This window comes from Actinospica acidithermotolerans (assembly GCF_018139625.1).
In the GTDB taxonomy this organism is placed as follows: domain Bacteria; phylum Actinomycetota; class Actinomycetes; order Streptomycetales; family Catenulisporaceae; genus Actinospica; species Actinospica acidithermotolerans.
Genome location: NZ_JAGSOH010000086.1, coordinates 1 through 21,793, shown reverse-complemented (window position 1 = coordinate 21,793; position 21,793 = coordinate 1). Strand labels below are relative to the sequence as shown.

At 70.2% G+C, this 21,793-nt stretch carries 20 protein-coding genes and 1 tRNA gene; 8 read left to right on the top strand and 13 right to left on the bottom strand.

Annotation, left to right across the window (positions count from 1 at the left end; translation table 11 throughout):
• Positions 1 to 110: 110 nt before the first annotated feature.
• Positions 111 to 1,871, bottom strand: a complete 1,761-nt coding sequence (locus KDK95_RS24305; protein ID WP_212520588.1) for a phosphatidylglycerol lysyltransferase domain-containing protein — start codon at positions 1,869 to 1,871, stop codon at positions 111 to 113.
• 147 nt (positions 1,872 to 2,018) lie between these two features.
• The gene (locus KDK95_RS24300; RefSeq protein WP_212520587.1) at positions 2,019 to 2,798 is read right to left on the bottom strand and encodes a G1 family glutamic endopeptidase; all 780 of its coding nucleotides are present in this window, start codon (positions 2,796 to 2,798) and stop codon (positions 2,019 to 2,021) included.
• Positions 2,799 to 3,038: 240 nt separating this feature from the next.
• On the opposite strand from KDK95_RS24300, the gene KDK95_RS24295 reads away from it, so the two are divergent.
• From KDK95_RS24295 to KDK95_RS24285, 3 genes are all read left to right on the top strand, one after another.
• Entirely contained in the window at positions 3,039 to 4,064 is a 1,026-nt protein-coding gene (locus KDK95_RS24295) for a cation diffusion facilitator family transporter (RefSeq protein ID WP_212520586.1), read from the top strand.
• A gap of 196 nt (positions 4,065 to 4,260) precedes the next feature.
• A complete protein-coding gene (locus tag KDK95_RS24290; RefSeq protein ID WP_212520585.1) occupies positions 4,261 to 4,653 on the top strand; it encodes a hypothetical protein in 393 nt (130 codons plus the stop codon).
• A gap of 348 nt (positions 4,654 to 5,001) precedes the next feature.
• Positions 5,002 to 5,502 carry a DUF3145 domain-containing protein gene (locus tag KDK95_RS24285; protein WP_212520584.1) on the top strand — a complete coding sequence of 167 codons (501 nt, stop codon included), beginning with the start codon at positions 5,002 to 5,004 and terminating at the stop codon, positions 5,500 to 5,502.
• Between the two features lie 257 nt (positions 5,503 to 5,759).
• On the opposite strand, the gene KDK95_RS24280 is transcribed toward KDK95_RS24285, so the two are convergent.
• The 3 genes from KDK95_RS24280 to KDK95_RS24270 form a co-directional block, all read right to left on the bottom strand.
• On the bottom strand, positions 5,760 to 6,086 hold the full coding sequence (locus KDK95_RS24280) for a DUF8844 domain-containing protein (RefSeq protein ID WP_212520583.1): 327 nt from the start codon (positions 6,084 to 6,086) through the stop codon (positions 5,760 to 5,762).
• Between the two features lie 122 nt (positions 6,087 to 6,208).
• Positions 6,209 to 6,964 (bottom strand): trehalose-phosphatase, encoded by a 756-nt coding sequence (otsB, locus tag KDK95_RS24275; protein WP_212520582.1) that lies wholly within the window; start codon positions 6,962 to 6,964, stop codon positions 6,209 to 6,211.
• Between the two features lie 25 nt (positions 6,965 to 6,989).
• Complete coding sequence (locus KDK95_RS24270) at positions 6,990 to 8,177, bottom strand: geranylgeranyl reductase family protein (protein ID WP_249161817.1); 1,188 nt, start codon at positions 8,175 to 8,177, stop codon at positions 6,990 to 6,992.
• 96 nt (positions 8,178 to 8,273) lie between these two features.
• Here KDK95_RS24270 and KDK95_RS24265 point away from each other — a divergent pair, with 96 nt between their 5' ends.
• Together KDK95_RS24265 and KDK95_RS37860 are read left to right on the top strand one after the other, a co-directional pair.
• A complete protein-coding gene (locus KDK95_RS24265) occupies positions 8,274 to 8,966 on the top strand; it encodes a rhomboid-like protein (protein WP_212520580.1) in 693 nt (230 codons plus the stop codon).
• A gap of 41 nt (positions 8,967 to 9,007) precedes the next feature.
• On the top strand, positions 9,008 to 10,003 hold the full coding sequence (locus KDK95_RS37860) for an EamA family transporter (protein ID WP_212520579.1): 996 nt from the start codon (positions 9,008 to 9,010) through the stop codon (positions 10,001 to 10,003).
• Here KDK95_RS37860 and KDK95_RS24255 read toward each other — a convergent pair.
• On the bottom strand, positions 9,971 to 11,023 hold the full coding sequence (locus KDK95_RS24255) for a phosphotransferase (RefSeq protein WP_212520578.1): 1,053 nt from the start codon (positions 11,021 to 11,023) through the stop codon (positions 9,971 to 9,973). The genes KDK95_RS37860 and KDK95_RS24255 overlap by 33 nt on opposite strands.
• A 158-nt stretch (positions 11,024 to 11,181) precedes the next feature.
• Between KDK95_RS24255 and KDK95_RS37855 the strand changes: the two genes are divergently transcribed.
• Both KDK95_RS37855 and KDK95_RS24245 read left to right on the top strand, forming a co-directional pair.
• Positions 11,182 to 11,790 (top strand): cation efflux transmembrane domain-containing protein, encoded by a 609-nt coding sequence (locus tag KDK95_RS37855; RefSeq protein WP_212520577.1) that lies wholly within the window; start codon positions 11,182 to 11,184, stop codon positions 11,788 to 11,790.
• 246 nt (positions 11,791 to 12,036) lie between these two features.
• Positions 12,037 to 12,207, top strand: coding sequence for a hypothetical protein (locus tag KDK95_RS24245; protein WP_212520576.1), 171 nt, complete (start codon positions 12,037 to 12,039; stop codon positions 12,205 to 12,207).
• A 187-nt stretch (positions 12,208 to 12,394) separates the two neighbouring features.
• On the opposite strand, the gene KDK95_RS24240 is transcribed toward KDK95_RS24245, so the two are convergent.
• The 7 genes from KDK95_RS24240 to KDK95_RS24210 form a co-directional block, all read right to left on the bottom strand.
• Positions 12,395 to 13,588 (bottom strand): glycoside hydrolase family 18 protein, encoded by a 1,194-nt coding sequence (locus KDK95_RS24240; RefSeq protein ID WP_212520575.1) that lies wholly within the window; start codon positions 13,586 to 13,588, stop codon positions 12,395 to 12,397.
• A gap of 613 nt (positions 13,589 to 14,201) precedes the next feature.
• On the bottom strand, positions 14,202 to 14,702 hold the full coding sequence (locus KDK95_RS24235) for a hypothetical protein (protein WP_212520574.1): 501 nt from the start codon (positions 14,700 to 14,702) through the stop codon (positions 14,202 to 14,204).
• Between the two features lie 886 nt (positions 14,703 to 15,588).
• Positions 15,589 to 15,660 (bottom strand) — tRNA-Val (locus KDK95_RS24230).
• A 69-nt stretch (positions 15,661 to 15,729) separates the two neighbouring features.
• Positions 15,730 to 16,440, bottom strand: a complete 711-nt coding sequence (locus KDK95_RS24225; protein ID WP_212520573.1) for a hypothetical protein — start codon at positions 16,438 to 16,440, stop codon at positions 15,730 to 15,732.
• 620 nt (positions 16,441 to 17,060) lie between these two features.
• Positions 17,061 to 17,528, bottom strand: coding sequence for a redoxin domain-containing protein (locus tag KDK95_RS24220; protein WP_307844617.1), 468 nt, complete (start codon positions 17,526 to 17,528; stop codon positions 17,061 to 17,063).
• Positions 17,525 to 17,971, bottom strand: coding sequence for a DUF3052 domain-containing protein (locus KDK95_RS24215; RefSeq protein ID WP_212520572.1), 447 nt, complete (start codon positions 17,969 to 17,971; stop codon positions 17,525 to 17,527). The genes KDK95_RS24220 and KDK95_RS24215 overlap by 4 nt, the downstream gene beginning before the upstream one ends.
• A gap of 263 nt (positions 17,972 to 18,234) precedes the next feature.
• Complete coding sequence (locus tag KDK95_RS24210; protein ID WP_212520571.1) at positions 18,235 to 18,477, bottom strand: DUF1918 domain-containing protein; 243 nt, start codon at positions 18,475 to 18,477, stop codon at positions 18,235 to 18,237.
• Between the two features lie 444 nt (positions 18,478 to 18,921).
• Here KDK95_RS24210 and aceE point away from each other — a divergent pair, with 444 nt between their 5' ends.
• Positions 18,922 to 21,675, top strand: coding sequence for a pyruvate dehydrogenase (acetyl-transferring), homodimeric type (gene aceE / locus KDK95_RS24205; RefSeq protein ID WP_212520570.1), 2,754 nt, complete (start codon positions 18,922 to 18,924; stop codon positions 21,673 to 21,675).
• The last annotated feature ends 118 nt before the right edge of the window (positions 21,676 to 21,793 follow it).

The following is a 21,793-nucleotide window of genomic DNA, read 5'->3' as shown; positions in this document are numbered from 1 at the left end:
CGCCGACAACCAGCGGGCCAGCAGCCCCGCCGACAGCCAGCGGGCCAGCAGTCCCGCGCCCAACCAGCGGGCCAGCAGCCCCGCCCCCAGCCCGCAGTTCGGCCGCTCCGTCACTCGGCGTCGCACTTCTTTCGCTGCCAGGGCATCTGGGGCAGCGCCAGGAAGCCCTCGGCGCGGGCGTACGCCATGCCGATGCGGGGGAGGTCGGCGGAGCGGGCGAAGAGGACGAAGCGGGGTTCCCAGATCGGGCGGTACTTGGCGTTGGCGCGGTAGAGGGACTCGATCTGCCACCAGCGGGAGAAGAACAGCAGTACGCCGCGCCACAGGCGGAGCACCGGGCCGGCGCCGAGCTTGGAGCCGCGCTCGAAGACGGCGCGGAACATGGCGAAGTTCAGCGACACGCGGGCGATGCCGAACTCGGCGGCGCGCTGCAGGAGGTCGATGACCATGAACTCGACCAGGCCGTTGTCGCTCTCCTTGTCGCGGCGCATCAGGTCGAGCGAGACGCCGTCCTTGCCCCACGGCACGTAGGACAGCAGTGCGCGGAGCCGGCCGTCCGCGTCGAAGCATTCGATCATCAGGCAGTCGCCGTCGGCGGGGTCGCCGAGGCGGTTGAGCGCCATCGAGAATCCGCGTTCGGCCTGGCCGTAGCGCCAGTGGTCGGCGGCGGCGCGCAGGCGGCCCATCTCGGAGCGCTCGATCTCGTGGTGGCGGCGGATCCGCGTCGTGTACCCGGCTCGCTTGATCTTGTTCACGGCCTGCCGGACCGTGCGCATCGCGCGGCCCTCCAGCGTGAAGTCGGCGACCTCCACGATCGCCTCGTCACCGAGCTCCAGCGCGCTCAGGCCGTGCCGCGCGAAGATCTCGCCGGCCTGTTCGCTGGCGCCCGCGACCGCCGGGGCCCATGCGTGCTCGGCCGCCTCGCGCAGCCACAGGTCGATCGCGCCGGGCCACGCCTCGGGGTCGCCGAGCGGGTCGCCCGAGGCCAGGGACACGCTGCCGACAGTGCGGTAGGCGATCGCCGCCTTCCCCGATGGCGAGAAGATCACCGACTTGTCCCGGCGTAGTGCGAAGTAGCCCAGCGAGTCCGGCTCCGGCTCCTTGGCCAGCAGCTCCCGCAGCCTCGCCTCGTCCTCCTCGGTGTGCCGGACCTGGCCGCGCGGGGACCGGAAGAAGACGTAGACCACGGCCAGGAACAGCACGAGGCTCATCGCGTTGATCATGACGTCGAGCCAGTGCGGGCTGACGATGCCCAGGTCGGAGACGTCCTGCTTGTCCACCGTCAGCAGCCGCAGCAGCGTGTACTCGATGCGCGCGCTGAACGAGGAATCGTTCACGGTGCCGAACCAGGTCAGCAGCGCCACGCCGATGCCCGTGGCCGCGGCCGCTCCGCCGAGCGCCACCAGCAGCGCGGTCTTCGGGTTGGACTGCTCGCCCTTCGCGTAGAAGTCCTTACGGCCCAGCAGCAGGCATACGAATACGCCGATCGTGAGCACCGCGGACGTCCAGTTGAACCAGTGCGCGCGATACGAGGGCTCGCTCAGCCAGTACACGTCGGCGAGGCTGGTGAAGCCGACCAGGATCGTCGTGACCAGCCAGGCGATGTGCTTGCGGCGGCGCAGCATGATCGCCAGGAACGCGGCGAGCGCGGCCGAGACCAGGCTCGCGGTCAGCAGGAACGGCGTGAAGTAGTGGCCGAAGCCGCCCCCGTGCGAGTGCCGGTGGACCTGCCGGCCGAAGGAGTAGGAGACCACTCCGAGCAGGTCGATCAGGACGACGAGCCGCAGGTACCAGACGCTGATCTTGCCCGGGAGGCCGAGCGGCCCCGGACCCCTGTTGCCGTCCGCGAACGCCGTCGTACCCGCAGCCATACCCTCGTCTTTTCGTCGCCCGTCGTTCACCGCACCCGCTCCCTATCGTGCGGCATGGCGGGCGGGAACGGCGAATCGGCTGCTCCGGAGGGGGAGGCGGAGCAGCCGATCGAGGCGGCCGGAGGGACCGCTCGCCCGTCGCGCGGCCTACCTGTGCTTCCAGGTGATCGAGAACGTTCCGCCGGACAGCGAGCCGGTGGACGCCTTGACCGTGCCCGAACTGGTGGTCATGTTGATGCTGGTCGGGCTGACCGAGGAGAGCGAGGAGCCGTCCACGGTCGAGCTGTTGAAGGTCACGGTGCCGAAGTCGGCGAGGGGCAGCACGCCGCCGCTGTACGGCGCCTCGGCGATGACCTCGGCCGACGAGCGCGAGTGGCTTCCGGTCTTCGTCGTGGTGTGCGACCAGCCCTTGGTGGTGTCCGCGAGGTAGAGCTCGTAGCTGTTCGAGCCCTCGTAGATGACCTTCTCCACGATGGTGTCGCCGGCGGAGACCGAGTTGCCGTAGGTCACCGGGCTGGCCGGGTACATCTCGTACCACGCGGAGTACGACGCGCTCGAGCCGCTGCAGTCGGCCTCGGTGCCGGTCTGCTCGACGGAGGAGGAGCTGTAGCCGTCGAGGCCGACCCAGAAGCTGGAGTACTGGGCGCCGGACGAGCAGGTCACCTTCGGCTGCTTAAACGTCGTGGTCACGCTGGTGTACGTGCTGCCGCTGACCGCGTAGCCGGCCCAGTTCGTGCTGGTGGTGGCGGCGTGCCTGAGGCCGCCGCCGTGGCTGATGAAGAACGGCGTGGCGGAGCCCGCGGTGCGCTGCATCGGGGTGAAGACGGCCGAGGTGGTGGTGGCCGTGGCGGCGACGGGCGCGAGGACGGGCAGGACGAGCGCGGCGGCGGCTATGCCGGCGCGCAGGGGGGATCGCTTGAAGGACATGGGTCTCCTCGAATGCGCGAACCGATGTGGGTGGGCGGGTATCGCGCGGCTTTGAAACCGCAGGGAGCAGTCAAGGATCGAACCGGGACGGCAGCAAGGCCGAACCGGGTAGATCCTTGGCAAAGGCACTGTTACGGCCCGGTTTCGGCCCAGGTGTCCGGTCTACGCGCAGCTGGCGGCGACAACCGTTGTCATTATCACATCTCAATGCCCTGTCACTCTTAAGGTAGACTTGACCGTATGGCACAGCGGCACGGGGAAGACGGGCGCGACGGGCACGGTCACGCCGCGCACGATCACGGCTCCCGCGATCACGGCGCGCACGACCATGGCGCGCACGATCACGGGGCGTCCGTCACGGCGGACACCGACCGCCGGCTGCTGCTCGGCGCGCTCGGCCTGATCCTCGGTTACATGCTGGTCGAGGTCGTGATCGGCCTCGCCGCCAGTTCGCTGGCCCTGATCTCCGACGCGGGCCACATGCTCACCGACGCCTTCTCGCTGGTGCTCGCCCTCGCCGCGATGCGGCTGGCCGCCAGGCCCGCGCGCGGCCGCTGGACCTTCGGCTTCAAGCGCGCGGAGATCCTCTCCGCGCAGGTGAACGGGATCACGCTGCTCGTGCTGGTCGGCATCTTCGTCTACGAGGCGGTCGACCGGCTGCTGCACCCGCCGGTGGTCGACGGCGCGCTGGTCACGGCGACCGCGATCGCCGGAATCGTGGTCAACGCGGGTGCCGCGCTGCTGATCAACCGCGCGAATCGGTCGAGCCTGAACGTCGAGGGAGCCTTCCAGCACATCCTCAACGACGCCTGGGCGTTCCTCGCGACGGCCGTCGCCGGCATCGTGATCATGGCGACCGGCTTCGACCGCGCCGACGCCGTCGCCTCTCTCGTGGTCGCCGCGCTGATGGCCAAGGCCGGGTACGGGCTGGTGCGCGAGTCGTGGAAGGTCCTGCTCGAGGCGGCACCCGAGGGCGTCGATCCGGTCGAGCTCGCGGCGCGGCTTCGCGCGGCCGAGAACGTGGCCCAGGTGCACGACCTGCACGTCTGGACGATCACCTCGGGCTTCCCCGCCCTTTCCGCGCACGTGCTGGTGGCGCCGGGCCGGGACTGCCACGCCGTGCGGCTGGAGCTCGAGGAGCTGCTGCGGCACGACTACGGCATCGAGCACACGACGCTCCAGGTGGAGCACGCGCCCTCCGAGATACTCACGATCGGGCACGGCGCGCCGGGCGCCGAGGAGCACCCGGCCGGGCACTGCGGATAGCCGCGAATCGCCGCGGGTCGCGCGAAAACGGGTCGAATGATCCATGATCGTCCGCGTCTTATAACGGAACGGTAACTGTCCCGCCCTGGTCTTGCCGCGGTGGGGATCATTGGGAGAAAGTCACTTCACCGGCCTTGGGGCGAGTTGTCCGAGTTCGCCGGGGTGTGCGGGAAGACCCGGTCGGCCCAAGGAGGGCGTGGAAGCTGTGATGGATTTCCCCGAGGAGCCGCGACCGGCCCGAGACCCGCGGACCCCGGACTCCCACGGGCCCCGCCCCCCGCGCGGCGAGCATGAGACCGAGGCCTGGCTGCGCCGCGAGCTGGCCTTCCTCTACGGGGTCGAGCGCAAGATCCTGCGCCGGACCCGGATACGCAAGGAGGCCTGGCGTGCCGCCGCCGTCGCCGCGATCCTCGCGATGTTCGCCGCGTGCTGGTACCTGGCCGCGGTCAGCAGCAACAGCCTCTCCTCGTCCTCCGACGCGTGCGCGACCAAGACCGCGACGAGCAGCAGCGCGTCCTCGCAGTCCTCGCACCTGACCGGCGGCAGCTCCGCGGCCGCGGCGAAGTCGACCAGAGCCTGCAGCTCCTGATCGCCGGATCGCCGCCTGACCGGGTGGTTCGACCACCCGACCATCAGTCTTCGATTGAGCCGATCGAGTGCCCTCTCGGGCAGATCGTCACTCGTACGGGCGCCTGACAGGACTAGCACGCCTCGCGTAAGGTCATCGATGTCATGAGAGCGACGAGGCATGATGATCGCTCTGAGTGGTTAAACTGACCTCAGGTCAGTGCAACTGCACGGCAAAAATTGCATAGCTGTGAGTGCTTCGGATCTCGGTCACCGAGCGTCGAGACACGGTGAGACAAGGCCGCTGGGGAAGGCGAACCTCGTCCGTACGCCGTGTGTGAAACGTAGTCAGTGACCAAAGGAGTCCGCCGTGCCCACCCGTCAGACCAGTGGAGTGCTGTACATCCACTCGGCGCCCCGCGCGCTGTGCCCACACGTCGAATGGGCCGTCGCCGGGGTCCTCGGCGTGCGCGTGAGCCTCGACTGGACCCGGCAGCCCGTCGCGCCGAACCTCTGGCGCGCCGAGTTGTCCTGGCAGGCGGAGCCCGGCACCGCCACCCGGCTCACCTCCGCCCTGCGCGGCTGGGAGCAGCTGCGCTTCGAGGCGACCGAGGAGCCGTCCCCGGGTGCCGAAGGGGAACGCTACTCCTCCACACCCGATCTCGGGGTGTTCCACGCCGTAACCGGCGTGCACGGAGACATCATGGTGACCGAGGACCGGCTGCGCACCGCGATGATGCACGCCGCGCGCGGCGCGGACCTCGCCGCGGAGCTCGACACGCTGCTCGGCCGGCCCTGGGACGACGAGCTCGAGCCCTTCCGCTGTGCCGGCGACGGAGCCCCCGTGCGCTGGCTGCACCAGGTCGGCTGAGCCGGGCATCGCGAGGGCGAGGTAGGCACCACAAAAAGGCGGGCGAGGTCGGCACCGCAATAAAGGGTTGAGCCCGGCACCGCCGAAATGGCCTCGGCAGCGAAAAAGCGGGCGAGGTCGGCACCGCAAAAAACGGGTGAGCCCGGCACCGCCGAAATGGGCCCGGCACCGAAAAAGCAGGCGAGGCCGGTGCCGCAGAATGCGGGCGGGCCCGGCACCGGATCGGCCGAGCGAGCCGGCGCTCGGGCGGGGCGCCCTCAGCTGAAGTGGATCGGCTTGCGGGTCGAGCGTGCGGCGAGCCGCGCGCCGCGTTCGGCCAGGGTCTGCGCGTCGGCGGGGGACAGGCCCATGCGCTCGCCCAGCTCGGTGTACGTCAGCCGGTCGAAGCGGCGCGGATCGGTCAGCTCGAAGGCGGCCAGCGCCTGATAGGCGGCGGCCCGGTCGGCGGCGGCGCGGAAGGCGTCGGCGAGCTCGGTGGCCCGCCCGAGCAGCTCGGCCGGATCGGCGATCTCGTCCAGCCCGAAGAACCTGGCCTGCTCGGGCTCGGGCATGCCGGGCTCGAACAACAGGGGCACGGGACTCATCTTGGGCTGCTGCTTCACCCGTCCACAGTCTCACGCCCGCAAGGCACCGTTCAACGACAGCCGTGTTAACGGATCGCACCCCCGCGCGCCCCCCGCGCGCCCCCTCCGGCTCCCGCCGCAGCTCAGCGCAGCAGTCGGCGCACCACCCCGGGAACCTCCTCGGGACGGTCCAGCATCAGATCGGCCAGGTCGGACAGCGGGTCGCCCTCCGGATTGGCGATCGCCACCCGCATCGCCCGGAACGCCGGCTCCCGCTCGGCGCGTGCGGCCAGCGCCGCGAACGCCGGCCGGTCGCCCAGGTCGTCGCCGAAGAACCAGCCGCCGACCAGCTCCGGCCGCGCGTCCAGCGCCTCGCGCACGACGTGCCCCTTGTCCCGCTCGACCGGCGGCTTGAGCTCGACGACCATCCGGCCGCGCTGCACCTTCAGGCCGTGCTCCGCGCCGTAGCCCGCGGCCCACAGCTCCACCGCGTCGGCGAGCTCGGGCGCGTTGCGGTAGTGCACCGCGCAGGACAGGCCCTTGTGCTCGACCAGCGCCTGCGGCAGCTCCTCGGCCGCCGCGCGGGCCGCCTCGTCGATCAGCGGCCGGTACGGCGCGGCCTCGGGCAGCGTCGAGACCGTGGCGCCGCCGTCCGAGGAGTGCTCCAGGCCGTAGAGGCCGTGCAGCGCGATCCCCGGGACGGCGTGCAGCTGCGCCGCGAGGAAGGCGACCGGCCGCGCGGAGACCACCGCGCAGTACGCCGACCGCCCGGCCAGCGACGCGAGCGCCTCGGGGGCGTCGTCCACCGGCCGCACCTTTTCCGGATCCGGCCCGATCGCGCTGAGCGTGCCGTCGAAGTCGAAGAAGAACGCGGTATGGCTGAGCTGTGCGCTGTCCATGGCGGCCAGCCTAGAGCCTCGGAGGTCAGTAATGCTTGAGCACCTTCGCCGCGGTCTGCCGCGGCAGGGTGCGGATCAGCGTCCTGGCGACCGGGTTGCGCACGAGTTGCGCGGGCGAGGTCTTGCCGCGGCAGAAGTCCGCGAACATCTTCCACGCCATCGGGACCAGCGTCACGGTCCGGTGGAAGAACGCCGGGTGCCGCTCGAAGAGTTTGAGCATCGCGCCGCCGGCCCGCATCTCCACGCCGAGCATCTCCTCGACGAGCGCCGTGTACCCGGCGTCCCCCTCGACCTTCGGGTCGGCGGCGAGCCGCGCCGCGCTCTGGCCGGCCAGCGCGCCCGAGCGCAGCGCGAACGAGATCCCCTCGCGGGTCCACGGCTCCAGCAGGCCCGCCGCGTCGCCCGCGACCAGCACGCGGCCCCTGGCGAGCGGGGAGCCGGTCTCCCGGCACCGCGTCAGGTGCCCGGAGTCGGAGATCCTCGGGTACCGGGCGAGCCCGAGGCTCTCGATGAAGTCCCGGTAGTACTTGCGCGTCGCCTCGCCCTCGCCGCGCGCCGAGATCACACCGACGGTCAGCACGTCGCCCTTCGGGAACACCCAGCCGTAGGAGCCGGGCAGCGGGCCCCAGTCCACCAGGACCCGGTTCGCCCACGCGTCGGCAACCGCCTGCGGCACCTGGATCTCCGCCTCGAGGCCGAGGTCGACCTGATTGCAGCGAACGCCGACGTAGCGTCCTACCCGGCTCGCCGAGCCGTCCGCGCCGACCACCGCGCCGGCCGAGACGCGGCCGCCGTCCGCGAGCGTGACAACGGCGCGACCCGACTCGTCCTGGTCCACGCCGGTGACCGTGGAACCGGTACGCAGCACCGCACCCGCGTCCACCGCTGCCTTGGCCAGCGCCAGGTCGAACTCCGCGCGGTTGACCAGCACCAGCAGGTCCCCGGCGCGGTCCTTGCGGGTACGCAGCTTCTCGCCGTTCATGGTGAAGCTGATGGCGTCGATCTGCTGGCGCACCGGGATCTCGAAGCCCGGCGGCAGCGAACGGCGCGAGTAGCCGATCAGACCGCCGCCGCAGGTCTTGTACCGCGGCAGCTCGGCCTTCTCCAGCAGCAGAACCCGAGCACCGGACTCGGCCGCGGCGCGCGCGGCGCTGGAGCCGGCCGGCCCGGCTCCCACCACGATCACGTCCCACGGGGCTTCATCCGGCGGCATACTGGTGTTCTCCACTGCTTCGATCACGGGTGAAGGGTAATGGCGTTCGGCGAGGTGCGCAGCTTCGCGACGGCCCGTTCATTAAGGTAACTCGGTGTGACGATCTCCCGCGCGGCCACGGCGGTCTGGCACTATGTCCGCCGCGCGCCCGGAACCTTCGTCTGGCTGGCCATCCTCACCGTCACCACGTACTTCATCAGTCACATCAATCCCGAGTTCCGCGACCGCTTCCTGCGCCGGCGCTCGACCAACCTGCACGAGCTGAGCACCGATCCGATCAGGGTGCTGATCACCAGTGCCCTGTACATCGACGGCGGCGGGATGTGGATCTACTACATCCTCTACAACATCTTCCACGTTCCGGTCGAACGGCGCCTAGGGACGCTGCGCTGGCTGGCGGTCGTGATCGCGGCCCACGTCGGCGCCACGTATCTGAGCGAGGGCGCGCTCTACTGGGAGGTGCGGCACGGATACCTGCCGCGCAGCGCGATCTTCACCCTCGACATCGGGGTGAGCTACGCGCTGGCCGGCGTCGAGGCCGTCGCCGCGTACCTGATCGCGGCCCCGTGGAGCTACGTGTACGCGGGCGCGCTGATCCTCTACTACGGCTACCACCTGGTCGTCGGGAACACCTTCACCGATCTCGGGCACTTCAGCTCGATCATGATCGGCTTCGCCTGCTTCCCGCTGACGAAGGGCGTCGTGGAGAAATGGGACCCTTGGGCCACTTGGGTCGCCCTGCGGGCCCGGGCCAGGCGCACGATGGCCGCTCGGCGCTCGGGCACCTAGACAGGGTGTAAGGAGCCGCGGCGGTCGACTACCCTGACCGAGTGAACGCCGCCGTCGTATCCCGTCGCAATGCCGGAGTGCTCTTCGGCATCACGTCGTCGATCTTCTTCAGCGCCTCGGGAACCTTCGCGAAGGCGCTGACCGATGCCGGCTTCAGCGCGCTCGAAGCGGTGTGGCTGCGGATCGCCGGCGCCTGCCTGATCCTGGTCGCGGTCTCGCTTCTGCGCGGACCCGGTTCGCTGCTCGGCGTCTTCCGCAACCGTACGGCGCTGCGCGGGATCGTGCTGTTCGGCCTGGTCGCGGTCGCGGCGTGCCAGGCGCTGTACTTCGTCGCCGCGTCCCGGCTGCCGGTCGGCATCGCGATCCTGCTCGAGTTCACCGGTCCGGTCCTCGTCGTGCTCTATCAGCGGCTGGTCCTTCGCCAGCACGTGCGGCGCACGGCGTTTCTCGGCATCGGCCTGGCCATGGTCGGCCTGTGCTTCGTCGTGGAGATCTGGTCCGGCCTGAGCCTCGACGCGCTCGGCCTGGCCTGCGGACTCGGCGCGGCCGCAGGCAACGCGGCGTACTTCCTGATCATCGACCGCCTCACCGGCTCCGCCGACCCGCTCGCCATCACGACCGTCGGCATGCTGGTGGCCTGCATCGTGCTCGTGCCGCTCGCGATGCCGTGGAGCGCGCCGTGGCACGTGCTCGGCTCCCCGATCGCGCTGGCCGGCCGCGAGATCCCCGGCTGGCTCGTCGCCCTCGCACTCGTGCTGCTCAGCACGGTGATCTCGTACGTCTTCGGCGGCATGGCCGTGCAGCGCCTCTCGGCCACGGTCGCCGCCGGACTCGCGTACGTCGAGCCGGTCTCCGCCTGCGTCATCGCCTGGGTCCTGCTCGGCCAGCGCCTGAACGCCGTGCAGATCACCGGCGGCGTCGTCGTGCTGATCGGCGCCTACACGGCCCAGCGCTCCGCCGCTACCGCCCCCGCACCCGCGGCGGCCACGCCGCTGTCCGTGCCCTCAACCGAGCCCGTCCGCCCAATCGGCAAGTAGGGCCGCCAGCCCGGAGATCCGCCACAGCGTCTCCTCGGCCGAGTCATCCTGGTTGTACGACGGCTTGCCCGTCCGCCCCCGCACGGCGGCACCGATGGCAGCCGCGCCGAGCCAGTTGTACTTGGCCACCGCGCACGTCGCGATCGCCCGCCGCACGTCTTCCGCCGTGCTCCCCTGAGGCCCGCCGCCGCGCAGGCCGCCGTCACTCAGACCTCTTATATAGCCGTCGCTCACCGCCTCCGCGATCTCGGGCAGCAGCGCCGCGTCCATCAGCCCGTCCGTCACGCTGTCGATGATCAGGTTCGCCGGATCCTCGCCGACCGCGCCCTCGCCGACGAACGCCCAGTCCAGCAGCACGGACGTGCCCGTGGAGTCCTCGATCAGGTTCGCCGGCCAGCAGTCCAGGTGGCACACCGTCCGCGGCAATGCCTCGGCCGCCGCGAGTACGGCCATCCGGTTCTCCCGCAGCCGCCGCAACGACTTCCGCACCTGCGCCGGCCACACGTGCGCAACCGGGTGGTCCCACTCGTCGTCGCTGATCCGCACGTCGTGCCCGGGCCCGGCCGCCATGTACTGCCGCAGCCAGCCGCGCGACAGCCACGGCACGTCCTCGGCGGCCGGCACCCGGCCGACCCACCGCGCCTGCCCCACCCCGAGCTCGTACCCGAACCGCCCGAGCCGCTCGACCGAGAACGCGAACCCGTCGGGCCCCGCCACGTCCTCCAGCCACAGCTCCACCGCGCCGTCCGCGCGCTCGACCAACTGCTCCAGCCGAGGTGCCCGGATTCCACCGTCCCGATACGCCGCGTCCGCGAACCCCGTCTCGTAAGCGAGTGCCTCGCGCCGCCAGTAGTTGAAGTGCGTGGACTCATCGCTCGTCGTCCACGCCGACCCCGGTGCCGCCTCGCCGTGCCGCGCGACCTTCAGGATCCTGCTGCGCGAGCCGTCGGTCACCCGCCAGATCCCTCCCGTCGCCGCGTTCCCCTCGTTGTGCCGCAGCGGTTCCCGTACTTCACTCATGCCGTTTCCGTCCCCTGGCCCGGTCGACCAGAATCAGCCGGCCGAAAAGCGCACCGGCGTAGAACAGAAAACCTACTCGCCCGGTCCGCACGTACACTGAACGACCGGACGTCTGACCAGCGTAGGGCGGCGCCCCGCTGCCCTGGAGGAGACCGAAGGTGACCGAGTCGAGTGTGAGCCCCGAGCATCCGGCGCTGCTGCGCCGCGGCTTCCTGCTGGAGTACGCGACGCTCGGCTGGAACGTGGTGGGCATCGTCGTGCTCGCCGTCGCCGCGATCGATGCGCGGTCGGTCGCGCTGGCCGGGTTCGGGCTGGATTCGCTCATCGAGATCGGTGCCTCGACGGTGGTGATCTGGGAGCTGTCCGGCACGGGCGAGCGACGGCAGCGCACCGCGCTGCGGCTGATCGGGGCGGGGTTCGCCGCCTTGGCGCTCTACCTGCTCGTTCAGTCCACGTGGGTGCTAGCCGCCGGGTTCCACCCTCGGCATTCGCCGCTCGGCATCGCCTGGACCGCGATCACCGCGCTGGTCATGTTCGTTCTCGCCTACGGCAAGGCCCGCACCGGGACAGCGCTGGACAACCCGGTGCTCATCACGGAAGGCAAGGTCACCCTGATCGACGGCGTCCTGGCCGCCGCCGTGCTACTCGGCCTGATCCTGAACTCGGCCGCCGGATGGTGGTGGGCAGACCCGCTCGCCGGATACGTACTCGTCTACTACGCCGCCCGCGAAATGCGGGAGATCTTCAGCGGAGAGCACGAGGGCTGAGGTGCCCGGCCGCGGCTGTAGCGACAGCTGCGACAACTGCGACAGCTGCGACAGCTACGACAGCTGTGACAGCTGCGGCGGCCGCGGCACTCGCGTCGCCCGGAGCGCGATTGCGTCACCCGGAGCGCGATTGCGTCACCCGGAGCGCGATCGAGCCGGGCGCGCTAGCGTTGTGGGCCGCTGGACCGGCCGGGTGCGCTTCGACTTCGAGTGTTGCCGTGCGCGGAGGGAGCAGACCGGCAGCTGATGTACCCGATCGTCATCCAATCCGTTGTGACCGCGCTGATCGGCAGCCGGCTGCGCTGGCGGCGGATGGACCGGAGCGGCATGGGCGCCCTGCCCAGCACGCTTGGGCCGCGCGTACCCTGCGCCTCGCAGCGCTCGTCGGGGCAGGCCACCGCGGCGGGACGGCCGTAGCAGGTGGCGGCTATAACAGGGCGGGACGGCCGTAGCAGGCAGCGGCTGTAACACGGCGGGGCCGCCGAGCGCCTATGAGATGTGGCTGCCGCCGGATGCAGTTGTGGGCCGCATCCGGCGGCGACGAAGGCTGCGGCCGCGGCGTGCTCACTCCCGTCCCGCCCGCGCGGCCGCAGCCTTCGTCACCTCAGTTCTGCCGCAGCGCCGGCATCGGAACGGGCACACTCAGGCTCGTCGCGCCGACACCGACGCCGCCTTCGCAGCTGTTGGGCGGGAACGTCGTCTGCCCGCGGCTCGAGGGAGCGCCCGCGGCCCAGAACATGTAGCCGAGCATCCCGTCCGTGCTGCCCGCACCCGCCGGAGCCACCGACTGCACCCAGCCGCTCGTCGAGTCCTGGAGCGAGGAGGCGAAAGTGGTGCACTCGGGAAGGACCTGGCTCTGCCCGGCGACGTAAACCGAGCCGGTGAACTTCGCCGGAGCCAGCGGCGCGATGGGCGGACTGTAGTTCGGCTTGCCGTCGACGTGCTCGAGCCAATTGCTCTCCGCGCTGCTGGTGGACGGCTGCTTGCTCGGCACCATCGCGTTCGCGTAGTCGAGCACCGGGTTGGCCGTGCTCAGCCAGTTAGCCGTCGCGTACTGATCAAGCGCGATGAGATAGCGGTCGCCGGCGGCCACGTCGATCGTCAGCCGCGCGGTCGGATCCGCGCCGGTCGCATCGTAGGCGTGCACCGCGCGGTAGGCACTGATGAACGACTGCAAGCCGGTCAGATTCGGACTGGTGGAGTTCTCATAGTCGATCTCGACGCCGACGCCGAGCTGCGTGGCCAGCGCCGCCGCCTTCTGCCCGAGCAGGGCAGCGTTCTGCGTCAGGGCACTGTCCCAGTCGGCGGTGTAGGTCACCCCGCCGAGCGAGATCATGACACGCACCCCGTGGCTGGTGAAGTAGTTCACCACCGCCGCGTCCATGCCGTTGGGCACGCCGTTGGTATCGCCCGCGTCCGTCGTGCCGTCGAGCAGCTTGAGCGGATCGGCGAAGGAGAGCACGACGAGGTTGACCGACGGGCTGCCGTTGCCGCGATCGATCAGCCAGTGGTTCTGCGTATCGAACATCGTCATGTCCGGAGCCGCCGCCCACGTGCACTGATCCGAGCCGCACAGCCAGGCCCCGTAGACCTGCACCGGATCGGACGCCGCGGCGGCGGTGGCGGTGACGGCGGTGACGGCGGCGGCCGCGGTGGCCGCGGACCCGGCGATGTGCGCGGAGACGGCGGAGTGCGGCCGCAGCACGGCCTGGGCGTCGGCCGGAGCCGCCAAAGCGGGGATGAGCGCGACCGCGGCCGCAGCGCCCCAGACGCCGAGCCGGTGGGTGAGTGTTCGCATGAAGGTGTACGCCTCCTGGCGTCGCGTGGGATTCCCGTCCCGCCACCAACCATCGAACTGGACTAGACCTTTGTCAAGACGCGCCCGACGGACCGTCTCCCGACCTGCACCGGTAACGGATTCCGTGCCAACGACGCCTCACGTGTCAGAACCCGAACGCGGTCATCCCGGTGTCGTGGGCCCGCGCGCCGATCAAGCACCAGGAGAAGCCTTCTGGCCGCGCGCCGGCCCACGCCAACCACCAAGCCCGACGTATCCGCCCTTTGATGCACCAGGCGACTGGGCAACTGAGCGACTGGGGGGCTGGGGGGCTGGGGGACCAGGCTGACCGCGCGACCGGGCGAAGGCCACCGCCGCCGCCCGAAAGGCTCCCGTCCAGAAACCATGTCAGATGCCCTGCGCTGCTACCTCGCATGCGACGCCGCCGCAGGTCACGCTCGGTGGGCTCTATTGGGTTCGGACCAACGGCATCTGCCTTATAGTTCGCTCCGGTCGCTGCTCTCCCGAAATTCCCCATCGCATCGGCAGTGCGAGTGTTCCGTGCGGACCCCTCTGGCGGCCCCGTCTTCCGCCGGGTTGATGGCACCGCTCATGTCACTCGTCTGTGCACGGCTTAGCTGTGTGTCCGTTCGTACCGCAGTCCGGTCGAGCAGGCGCCGCCTTTCGCATCCCACCCGCACCACACCACGCCCCACGGCATCGCTCTCTGGTACCCCGATCCGCCTTCCGGATCCCGGTGCGGGCCAGGCCCGAAAACTCCGGTGAGGAACTCGATCCCGAGCGCGATCTCCTTGTAGCTCGCCGCCTGGCTTGGCCAACCGCCAGAGTAATCCTCGCCCGCGATCGTCAGGGACCAGTTGACCTGTACAACGTGGCCGTGGAACGCGCCGAGAGCGAGCGTGCACCGCTGGCCGGCCAGGGCGAAGCCCTCCATGTATGCCCAGGCCCAGCCGTTCCCGTGGTCGAGTCTGCGGCTGACAAGTGCATCGAGGTCCGGAGGGAGCAGGTCGGCGCGCAGGCTTGGGCCGATCGCCGTTGCAAGGCCGGCGATGCTGATCGTGCCGTCCGCGGCATGGAACGTGAGGGCTCTACCGGGCTCGGCGGCGGCGGGCATCGTGCCTCCTGCAGTTGCCGTTCGGGCGTTCATGGTGCCCGTCACCCTAACCTTTTGATCCGTAGCAGGCTGGTCGAAGGCGCGGACCAGGGCTGGAGCACTCACCGACACCAGTCGGCGGTCCTGCTGACCTGCGGTTATTCAGAGCTGTCCGTCGCAGTTAATGTCAGCCGTTGGTGTCGCCTCGGCCTGCTTCGGCGGATACGGCCAGACCCCCGCATACGCCTCGCGCGGATGCCCGGGCGCCAGGACGTTCGAGATGGTGACGTAGACGTCACCCCATGGCAGCGCGAGTCGCCAGTTATCCCACTGGTCGTCATGGCGACACGATCTCACGCTTGCAAGAGCCATCGACCGAGAACCGCGTTGTAAGAGCCGTACGGGCATCCTTGGCGCTGTCGTCGCTCCCGGCTGGTCCGTTCCCTTGCAGGCCGGCTGCCATGCGCTGCCGTCTGCTGTCGGCCGCTCCCGGGCGTCTCGCTGAAAGACGCCGCGAAGGCCAGACCGAGAGCGGCGGCTCGGTCGGCGGCGCGCCTTGATCCGTGGTCCTTGATCCTTGATCCTTGTAGAGAAAGTTCTAACCCACCGGCTCGTCTGACCTACCGGGCGATTTGCTCGTTTCGGCTTCCACGCTCTCAGGCACTCCTAGGCCACGTGGCTGATCTCCAGCGGTCTGCCCGGTCAACGGGGTCGCCCGCGTCCTCGGTCACGAGCACGTGACCCCGACCCTCAACCGATATACGCACGTCCTGCCGGACACGACGGGCCGGATTCAGCGCATCCGGGACGCGCTTGCTGACTCCATGCCGACTCCGCCCGATGAATGATCGCTGACAACGACTCAGGCCACCTCCCACGAGGTGGCCTGATCTGCGTCTACGCTCTGTGGGCACTGTTGGGTTCGAACCAACGACATCTGCCTTGTAAGGGCAGCGCTCTACCGCTGAGCTAAGCGCCCGGTGCAGCCCCCAGTGTAGCGGCTGCGGGCGGCGGGACCGGCGGGGTTTAAATGGAGGTCAAATCGGGATCAAATGCGCACCTTGCCGGGGCCAGGGGCCCAGCGCAGGCCCCAGGTGTAGGCCTTGTCGATCTCGCTCTGGAAGCCGGGGAAGAAGCGGGCCTCGGTCTTCAGGTTGAAGTCGGTGCCCGCTCGCTGGATCATCACGGCGGCGCAGCTCTTGGCGCGGCCTACGGATGCGCCTGGGGGGCCCGCGGGGGTGTCTAGGCGCAGTTCGAGGGCGGGGCCGCTGGTGGGGTAGAGGGTCACCGCTGCGCCGACCTTGGTGAGGTCGTCGGCGCCGCCGGCTAGCAGCACGAAGATCAGCAGGCGCTGGAAGTGGGCGCTGTGGTCCATGTTGATGAACAGGTTCTCGCCGGTGGACGAGCCGGTGCGGTCGTCGCGGTCCAGGCGCACGTACGGCGGCCTTGCGAAGTCGCCGTGGCGGTTGCCGGCGGCCTGCACGGTGCCGCGCTGGCCGTCGGTGAACTGGTAGAGGCAGCCCAGGTCCAGGTCGACCTTCGGGCCTGAAGACACGCCCTGCGACGGGCCGGGGTCCAGCCTGCGGCGCAGTACGCGGCCGCCTTGGCGGCGTTCCTCGGTCTGGTTCCAGCGCAGGTTCACCCGCAGCGTTCCCGAGCCCGCGCCCGACCTGGTCAGGGAGCGGTCGCCGTCGGCAGTGGAGAGCGCGATTCGGGTGAACGGCGCCTGCCCGCCCGAGTTCCAGTCGATTCCGGACACGCGTCCCCACCTCTTCGTTCGCACGCTCGCGCGTTCTTCGGCTCGGCCCAGTCGGGCGGCCCTGGTACCTCTGCCGCCTGCGGGCACCGGCCGCCGCCTTCGTACCCTGCGACGGGCACGCATGCTCACAGTATGCCCCGCCGCCCGCCGGCCGACCCATGGAACCGAGCGGGATCGCGTTGCGCTGCAAGGATAAGTGCGACGGGGGACGGAAGGATGGAGGGATGGGGGAACGGAGGGAATGGGGAACGGAGGGATGGACGGCGACGGGGGTGGATTACATCCGGGCGGAACGGATTAGCTCCTGGACGGACGAATTGCTGGCGGGCGAGACGAGTTGCAGCGCCCAGGCGAAACGAGTTGCACCCAGGCGAGACGAGTTGCACCCAGGCGGGACGGGTTGCACCCAGTCCGACCCCACTCCGAACTCGCAGTCCGACCTGGCACTCCCGTCGGCATTCCCGCCGGCACTCCAAACTCGCATTCCGAATTCGCACTCCGAACTCGCACTCCGACTCGCGGTCCGAGTCCGACTCGCGGTCCGAGTCCGAGTCCGAGTTCGAGCCGTCCCGGCGGGGCGTAACCGGAGGGGGTAACCGCCCCGGCGGGACGTCGACGCGCTACAGGCCGGCGCCCGCCAGCGCCTCGCGGTACGCGTCGAGCGGTCGGGCCTCGCTGATCGGGTTGACCAGGGACCAGCGCAGTACGCCGTCCCGGTCGATCAGGAAGCTTCCGCGCCCCGCGCAGCCGCGCGCCTCGTCGAACACGCCGTAGGCGCGTGCCGCGGAGCCGTGCGGCCAGAAGTCGGACAGCAGCGGGAAGCCGAATCCCTCCTGGTCCGCGTAGCCGCGCAGCGAGTGCATCGGGTCGCACGATACGGCCACCAGGCGTACCCGCTCCCCGTCGAACTCGCCGCCCGCGTCCCGCAGGGCGGCCAGCTCGCTGCCGCACACTCCGGAGAACGCGAAGGGGTAGAACACCAGCAGGGTGGCCCGGCCGTCCTCGGCCTCGCCGCCGACGGCCACCTCCGCCCCGTGCTGGTCACGCAGGCTGAACCGCGGCACGGGCTTGCCGGCCGGGATGCTCACCTCTTGCCCACGCGGGCCGCCTTCGGCGCCACCAGGCGCGTGCCGGCCCAGTCCCGGCCCGCCGAGACTGAGCTGGTCTGGCTCAGGCCCGCGGTCGGCGCGGCCTCGCCGATCTCGCTGGGTTCGACGTGCCCGTCCCGGCCCGCCTTCGGCGTCATCAGCCAGATGTGGCCGCCGTCCGCGAGCGCGCCGAGCGCGTCGACGAGGACGTCCACCAGGTCCCCGTCGTCCCCGCGGTACCAGAGGAGGACCGCGTCGACCACGTCCTCGTAGTCCTCGTCGTAGAGCTCACCGCCGGTGACCGCCTCGATCTCGGAGCGCAGCTCCTCGTCGACGTCATCGTCCCAACCGATCTCCTGGACCACCTGGCCGCCCGTGAAGCCGAGGCGGCGTGCCGCCTGGTTCTCGGTGTCGGTCTCCGCGTGGTCCGCGGTGGCGCTCACGGAGTCGTTCCTCCCAGTCTGGGTGCCGGGCTTCGCGTCCTGCGCGGCCCGGGTGCTGTTTTCATCCACCGGGCTAGTCCACACGGGCAACGCCCGGGACGCAAGTACCCGGCACCCGTTGCGCTGAATCCGGGGCCTTCCGGGGCCTTCCGGGGCCTTCCAGGGGCCTTCCGGGGCCCCGGATCCGGCGAACGTCGATGGGTGAGGTGGGTTCGGGTGGACGGATCCGGCCTGCCAGCCGGACCCGACTGGACGGGTCCGGCCTACCAGCCGGGCCGGGTGTGGATCCGGCGGTACGAGCGCTCCTCGCCCGCGGCCACCTTCACGGAGCTCTCGATCACGGCATCGGGTCCGGGGAACAGCAGCCGCTTACGGCCGTCCCGGAACTGCACCAGATACGGGGGAGCCCCGTCGGTGCCGCGGACCTCGAGGATCTCGGCGAGATCCTCGACCGTACCCAGGTGGTTGGTGTGGATGTGCAGGGTGTCGCCAATGGCTGCACGCATATCGAGCCGCCTCTCGCCGCGCGAAGTGTCCGGGTTTCTCCAGTGTCGGCGGTTGCCGCGTGGGGCGCACGGTGTCGCCGGGTGACCGGGCGACCACGCTCCGCCGATGCCTTCCATCTAGGAAACACTGGAACCGGCGCATTGCCAACAGGTATCGGGCCACCTTTCGCGCGCCGTTTTCCGCCGAGGCCGCCCCCTGCCTCCGCTGGCGATACGAGGACGTCCGACAATCGGACTCCGTTCGGGTCACGGCGGCCATTCGGGGCGGGTTGTGACCCGATAGGTGACGGTTACCGCCGAGTAGAGATGACGCGGCGCGTCCCCAGGGACGACGATGGGGGAGAACGATAGGTACCGAACCGTAGGACGAGTGCGGCCGCGGTGGATCCGATTGAGCGGACCGTCGACGGCACGCGCGTTTCGCGATCACCTCTAAGGACGAACGTGGCGAGCGGACGAGAGCGTTTCTCGATCATCAGTGACGGGCTGCCGAGCCAGCTGCCGGACATCGATCCGGCCGAGACCGGCGAGTGGATCGACTCTTTGGACGCGGTCGTCAACGAGCAGGGGCGCCAGCGTGCGCGCTACCTGATGCTGCGTCTGCTCGAGCGGGCCCGCGAGCACCAGGTCGGGGTTCCCGGCCTCCGGTCCACCGACTACATCAACACGATCCCGCCGGAGCGCGAGCCGTGGTTCCCCGGCGACGAGGACATCGAGCGCCGCATCCGCGCGTACATCCGGTGGAACGCGGCCATCATGGTCTCCCGGGCGAACCGGCCCGGCATGGGCGTCGGCGGCCACATCGCCACGTACGCCTCCGCCGCCTCGCTCTACGAGGTCGGCTTCAACCACTTCTTCCGCGGCAAGGACCACGGCGAGCCGGGCGACCAGGTCTACTTCCAGGGCCACGCCGCGCCGGGCATCTACTCCCGCGCCTTCCTCGAGGGCCGACTGACCGAGGCGCACCTCGACGGCTTCCGCCAGGAGCACAGCCACACCCCGGGCCTGCCCTCGTACCCGCACCCGCGGCTGATGCCGGACTTCTGGGAGTTCCCGACCGTATCCATGGGCCTCGGCCCGATCGGCGCGATCTACCAGGCCCGCTACAACAAGTACCTGTACAACCGCGGCCTCGCGGACACCTCGCGCTCGCACGTGTGGGCCTTCCTCGGCGACGGCGAGACGGACGAGCCCGAGTCGCTCGGCGCGCTGTCCATCGCCGCCCGCGAGGAGCTGGACAACCTCACCTTCGTCATCAACTGCAACCTGCAGCGGCTCGACGGCCCGGTGCGCGGCAACGGCAAGATCATCCAGGAGCTGGAGAGCACCTTCCGCGGCGCCGGCTGGAACGTCATCAAGGTGATCTGGGGCCGCGACTGGGACCAGCTGCTGGCCCAGGACGTCGACGGCGTGCTGGTCAACAAGATGAACACCACCCCGGACGGCCAGTTCCAGACCTACTCGGTCGAGTCCGGCGCGTACATCCGGGAGAACTTCTTCGGCGGCGACGCGCGGCTGCGCAAGATGGTCTCCGGGATGGACGACGACCAGCTGCGGCTGCTCTCCCGCGGCGGCCACGACTACCGCAAGGTCTACGCGGCGTTCAAGGCGGCCCGCGAGCACGTCGGCCAGCCGACCGTCATCCTGGCGCACACGATCAAGGGCTGGACCCTCGGCAAGGACTTCGAGGGCCGCAACGCCACGCACCAGATGAAGAAGCTCACCAAGGCCGAGCTCAAGGAGTTCCGCGACCGGCTGCACCTGCCGATCTCGGACGAGCAGCTGGCCGCGGACCTGCCGCCGTACTTCCACCCGGGTGAGAACTCGGAGGAGCTGCAGTACCTGCGCGAGCGCCGCGCGGCCCTCGGCGGCTTCCTGCCCTCCCGCGTGGTGCGGCCGAAGCCGCTGGCGCTGCCGGGCGACTCGATGTACGCCGATCTGAAGAAGGGCTCAGGCAAGCAGCAGATCGCCACCACGATGGCCTTCGTCCGGTTGCTGAAGGACCTGATGCGGGACAAGGAGATCGGCGCGCACTTCGTGCCGATCATCCCGGACGAGGCGCGCACCTTCGGCATGGACTCGCTGTTCCCGACGGCGAAGATCTACTCGCCGCACGGCCAGACCTACGAGGCCGTGGACCGCGAGCTGCTGCTGTCCTACAAGGAGTCCAAGCAGGGCCAGATCCTGCACGAGGGCATCTCCGAGGCCGGCGCCACCGCCTCGCTGATCGCGGCGGGCACCTCGTACGCCACGCACGGCGTGCACTCGATCCCGATCTACATCTTCTACTCGATGTTCGGCTTCCAGCGCACCGGCGACCAGTTCTGGCAGTTCGCCGACCAGATGGGCCGCGGCTTCGTGCTCGGCGCCACCGCCGGCCGCACCACGCTGACCGGCGAGGGCCTGCAGCACGCGGACGGCCACTCGCACCTGATCGCCTCGACGAACCCGGCCGTCATCGCGTACGACCCGGCGTTCGCGTTCGAGATCAGCCACATCGTGCAGGACGGTCTGCGCCGGATGTACGGCTCGAGCGCCGAGCACCCGCACGGCGAGGACGTGTTCTACTACGTCACGCTGTACAACGAGCCGGGCCAGCAGCCCGCCGAGCCCGCCGGCATCGACGTGGACGGCCTTCTCAAGGGCCTGTACAAGTACCAGGACGCGCCGGAGGGCGCGGCCGACCGCCCGCGCGCGCAGCTGCTCGCCTCGGGCGTCGGCCTGCCGTGGATCCTCAAGGCGCAGCAGCTGCTGAACGACGAGTGGGGCGTGGCCGCGGACGTGTGGTCGGCGACCTCGTGGACCCAGCTGCGTCGCGAGGCCCTCGAGGCGGACGAGCACAACTTCCTGCACCCGGAGGAGCCGGCCCGGGTTCCGTACGTGACCGAGGTGCTCGGCGGCACGCAGGGCCCGGTCGTCGCCGTCTCCGACTGGATGCGCGCGGTGCCGGACCAGATCTCGCAGTGGGTGCCGAACGACTACACCTCGCTCGGCGCGGACGGCTTCGGCTTCGCGGACACCCGCGGCGCCGCCCGCCGCTACTTCCACATCGACGCCGAGTCGGTGGTCGTGGCGACGCTCGCGCAGCTGGCCAAGCGCGGCGAGGTCAAGCGGGAGGCGGTCGCCGAGGCGATCAACCGCTACCAGCTGCACGACGTGAAGGCCGCCGGCACCGGCCCCACCGGCGGCGAGGGCTGAGCCCGAAGCCACCCGGCTGACCAACTGATCCGGAAGCACGACCCGATCGCCCGCCCCAGGTTCGCCCTGACGGCGGGCGTTCGCGTCCCAAGACCCACTGCACCAACCAACCCCACCC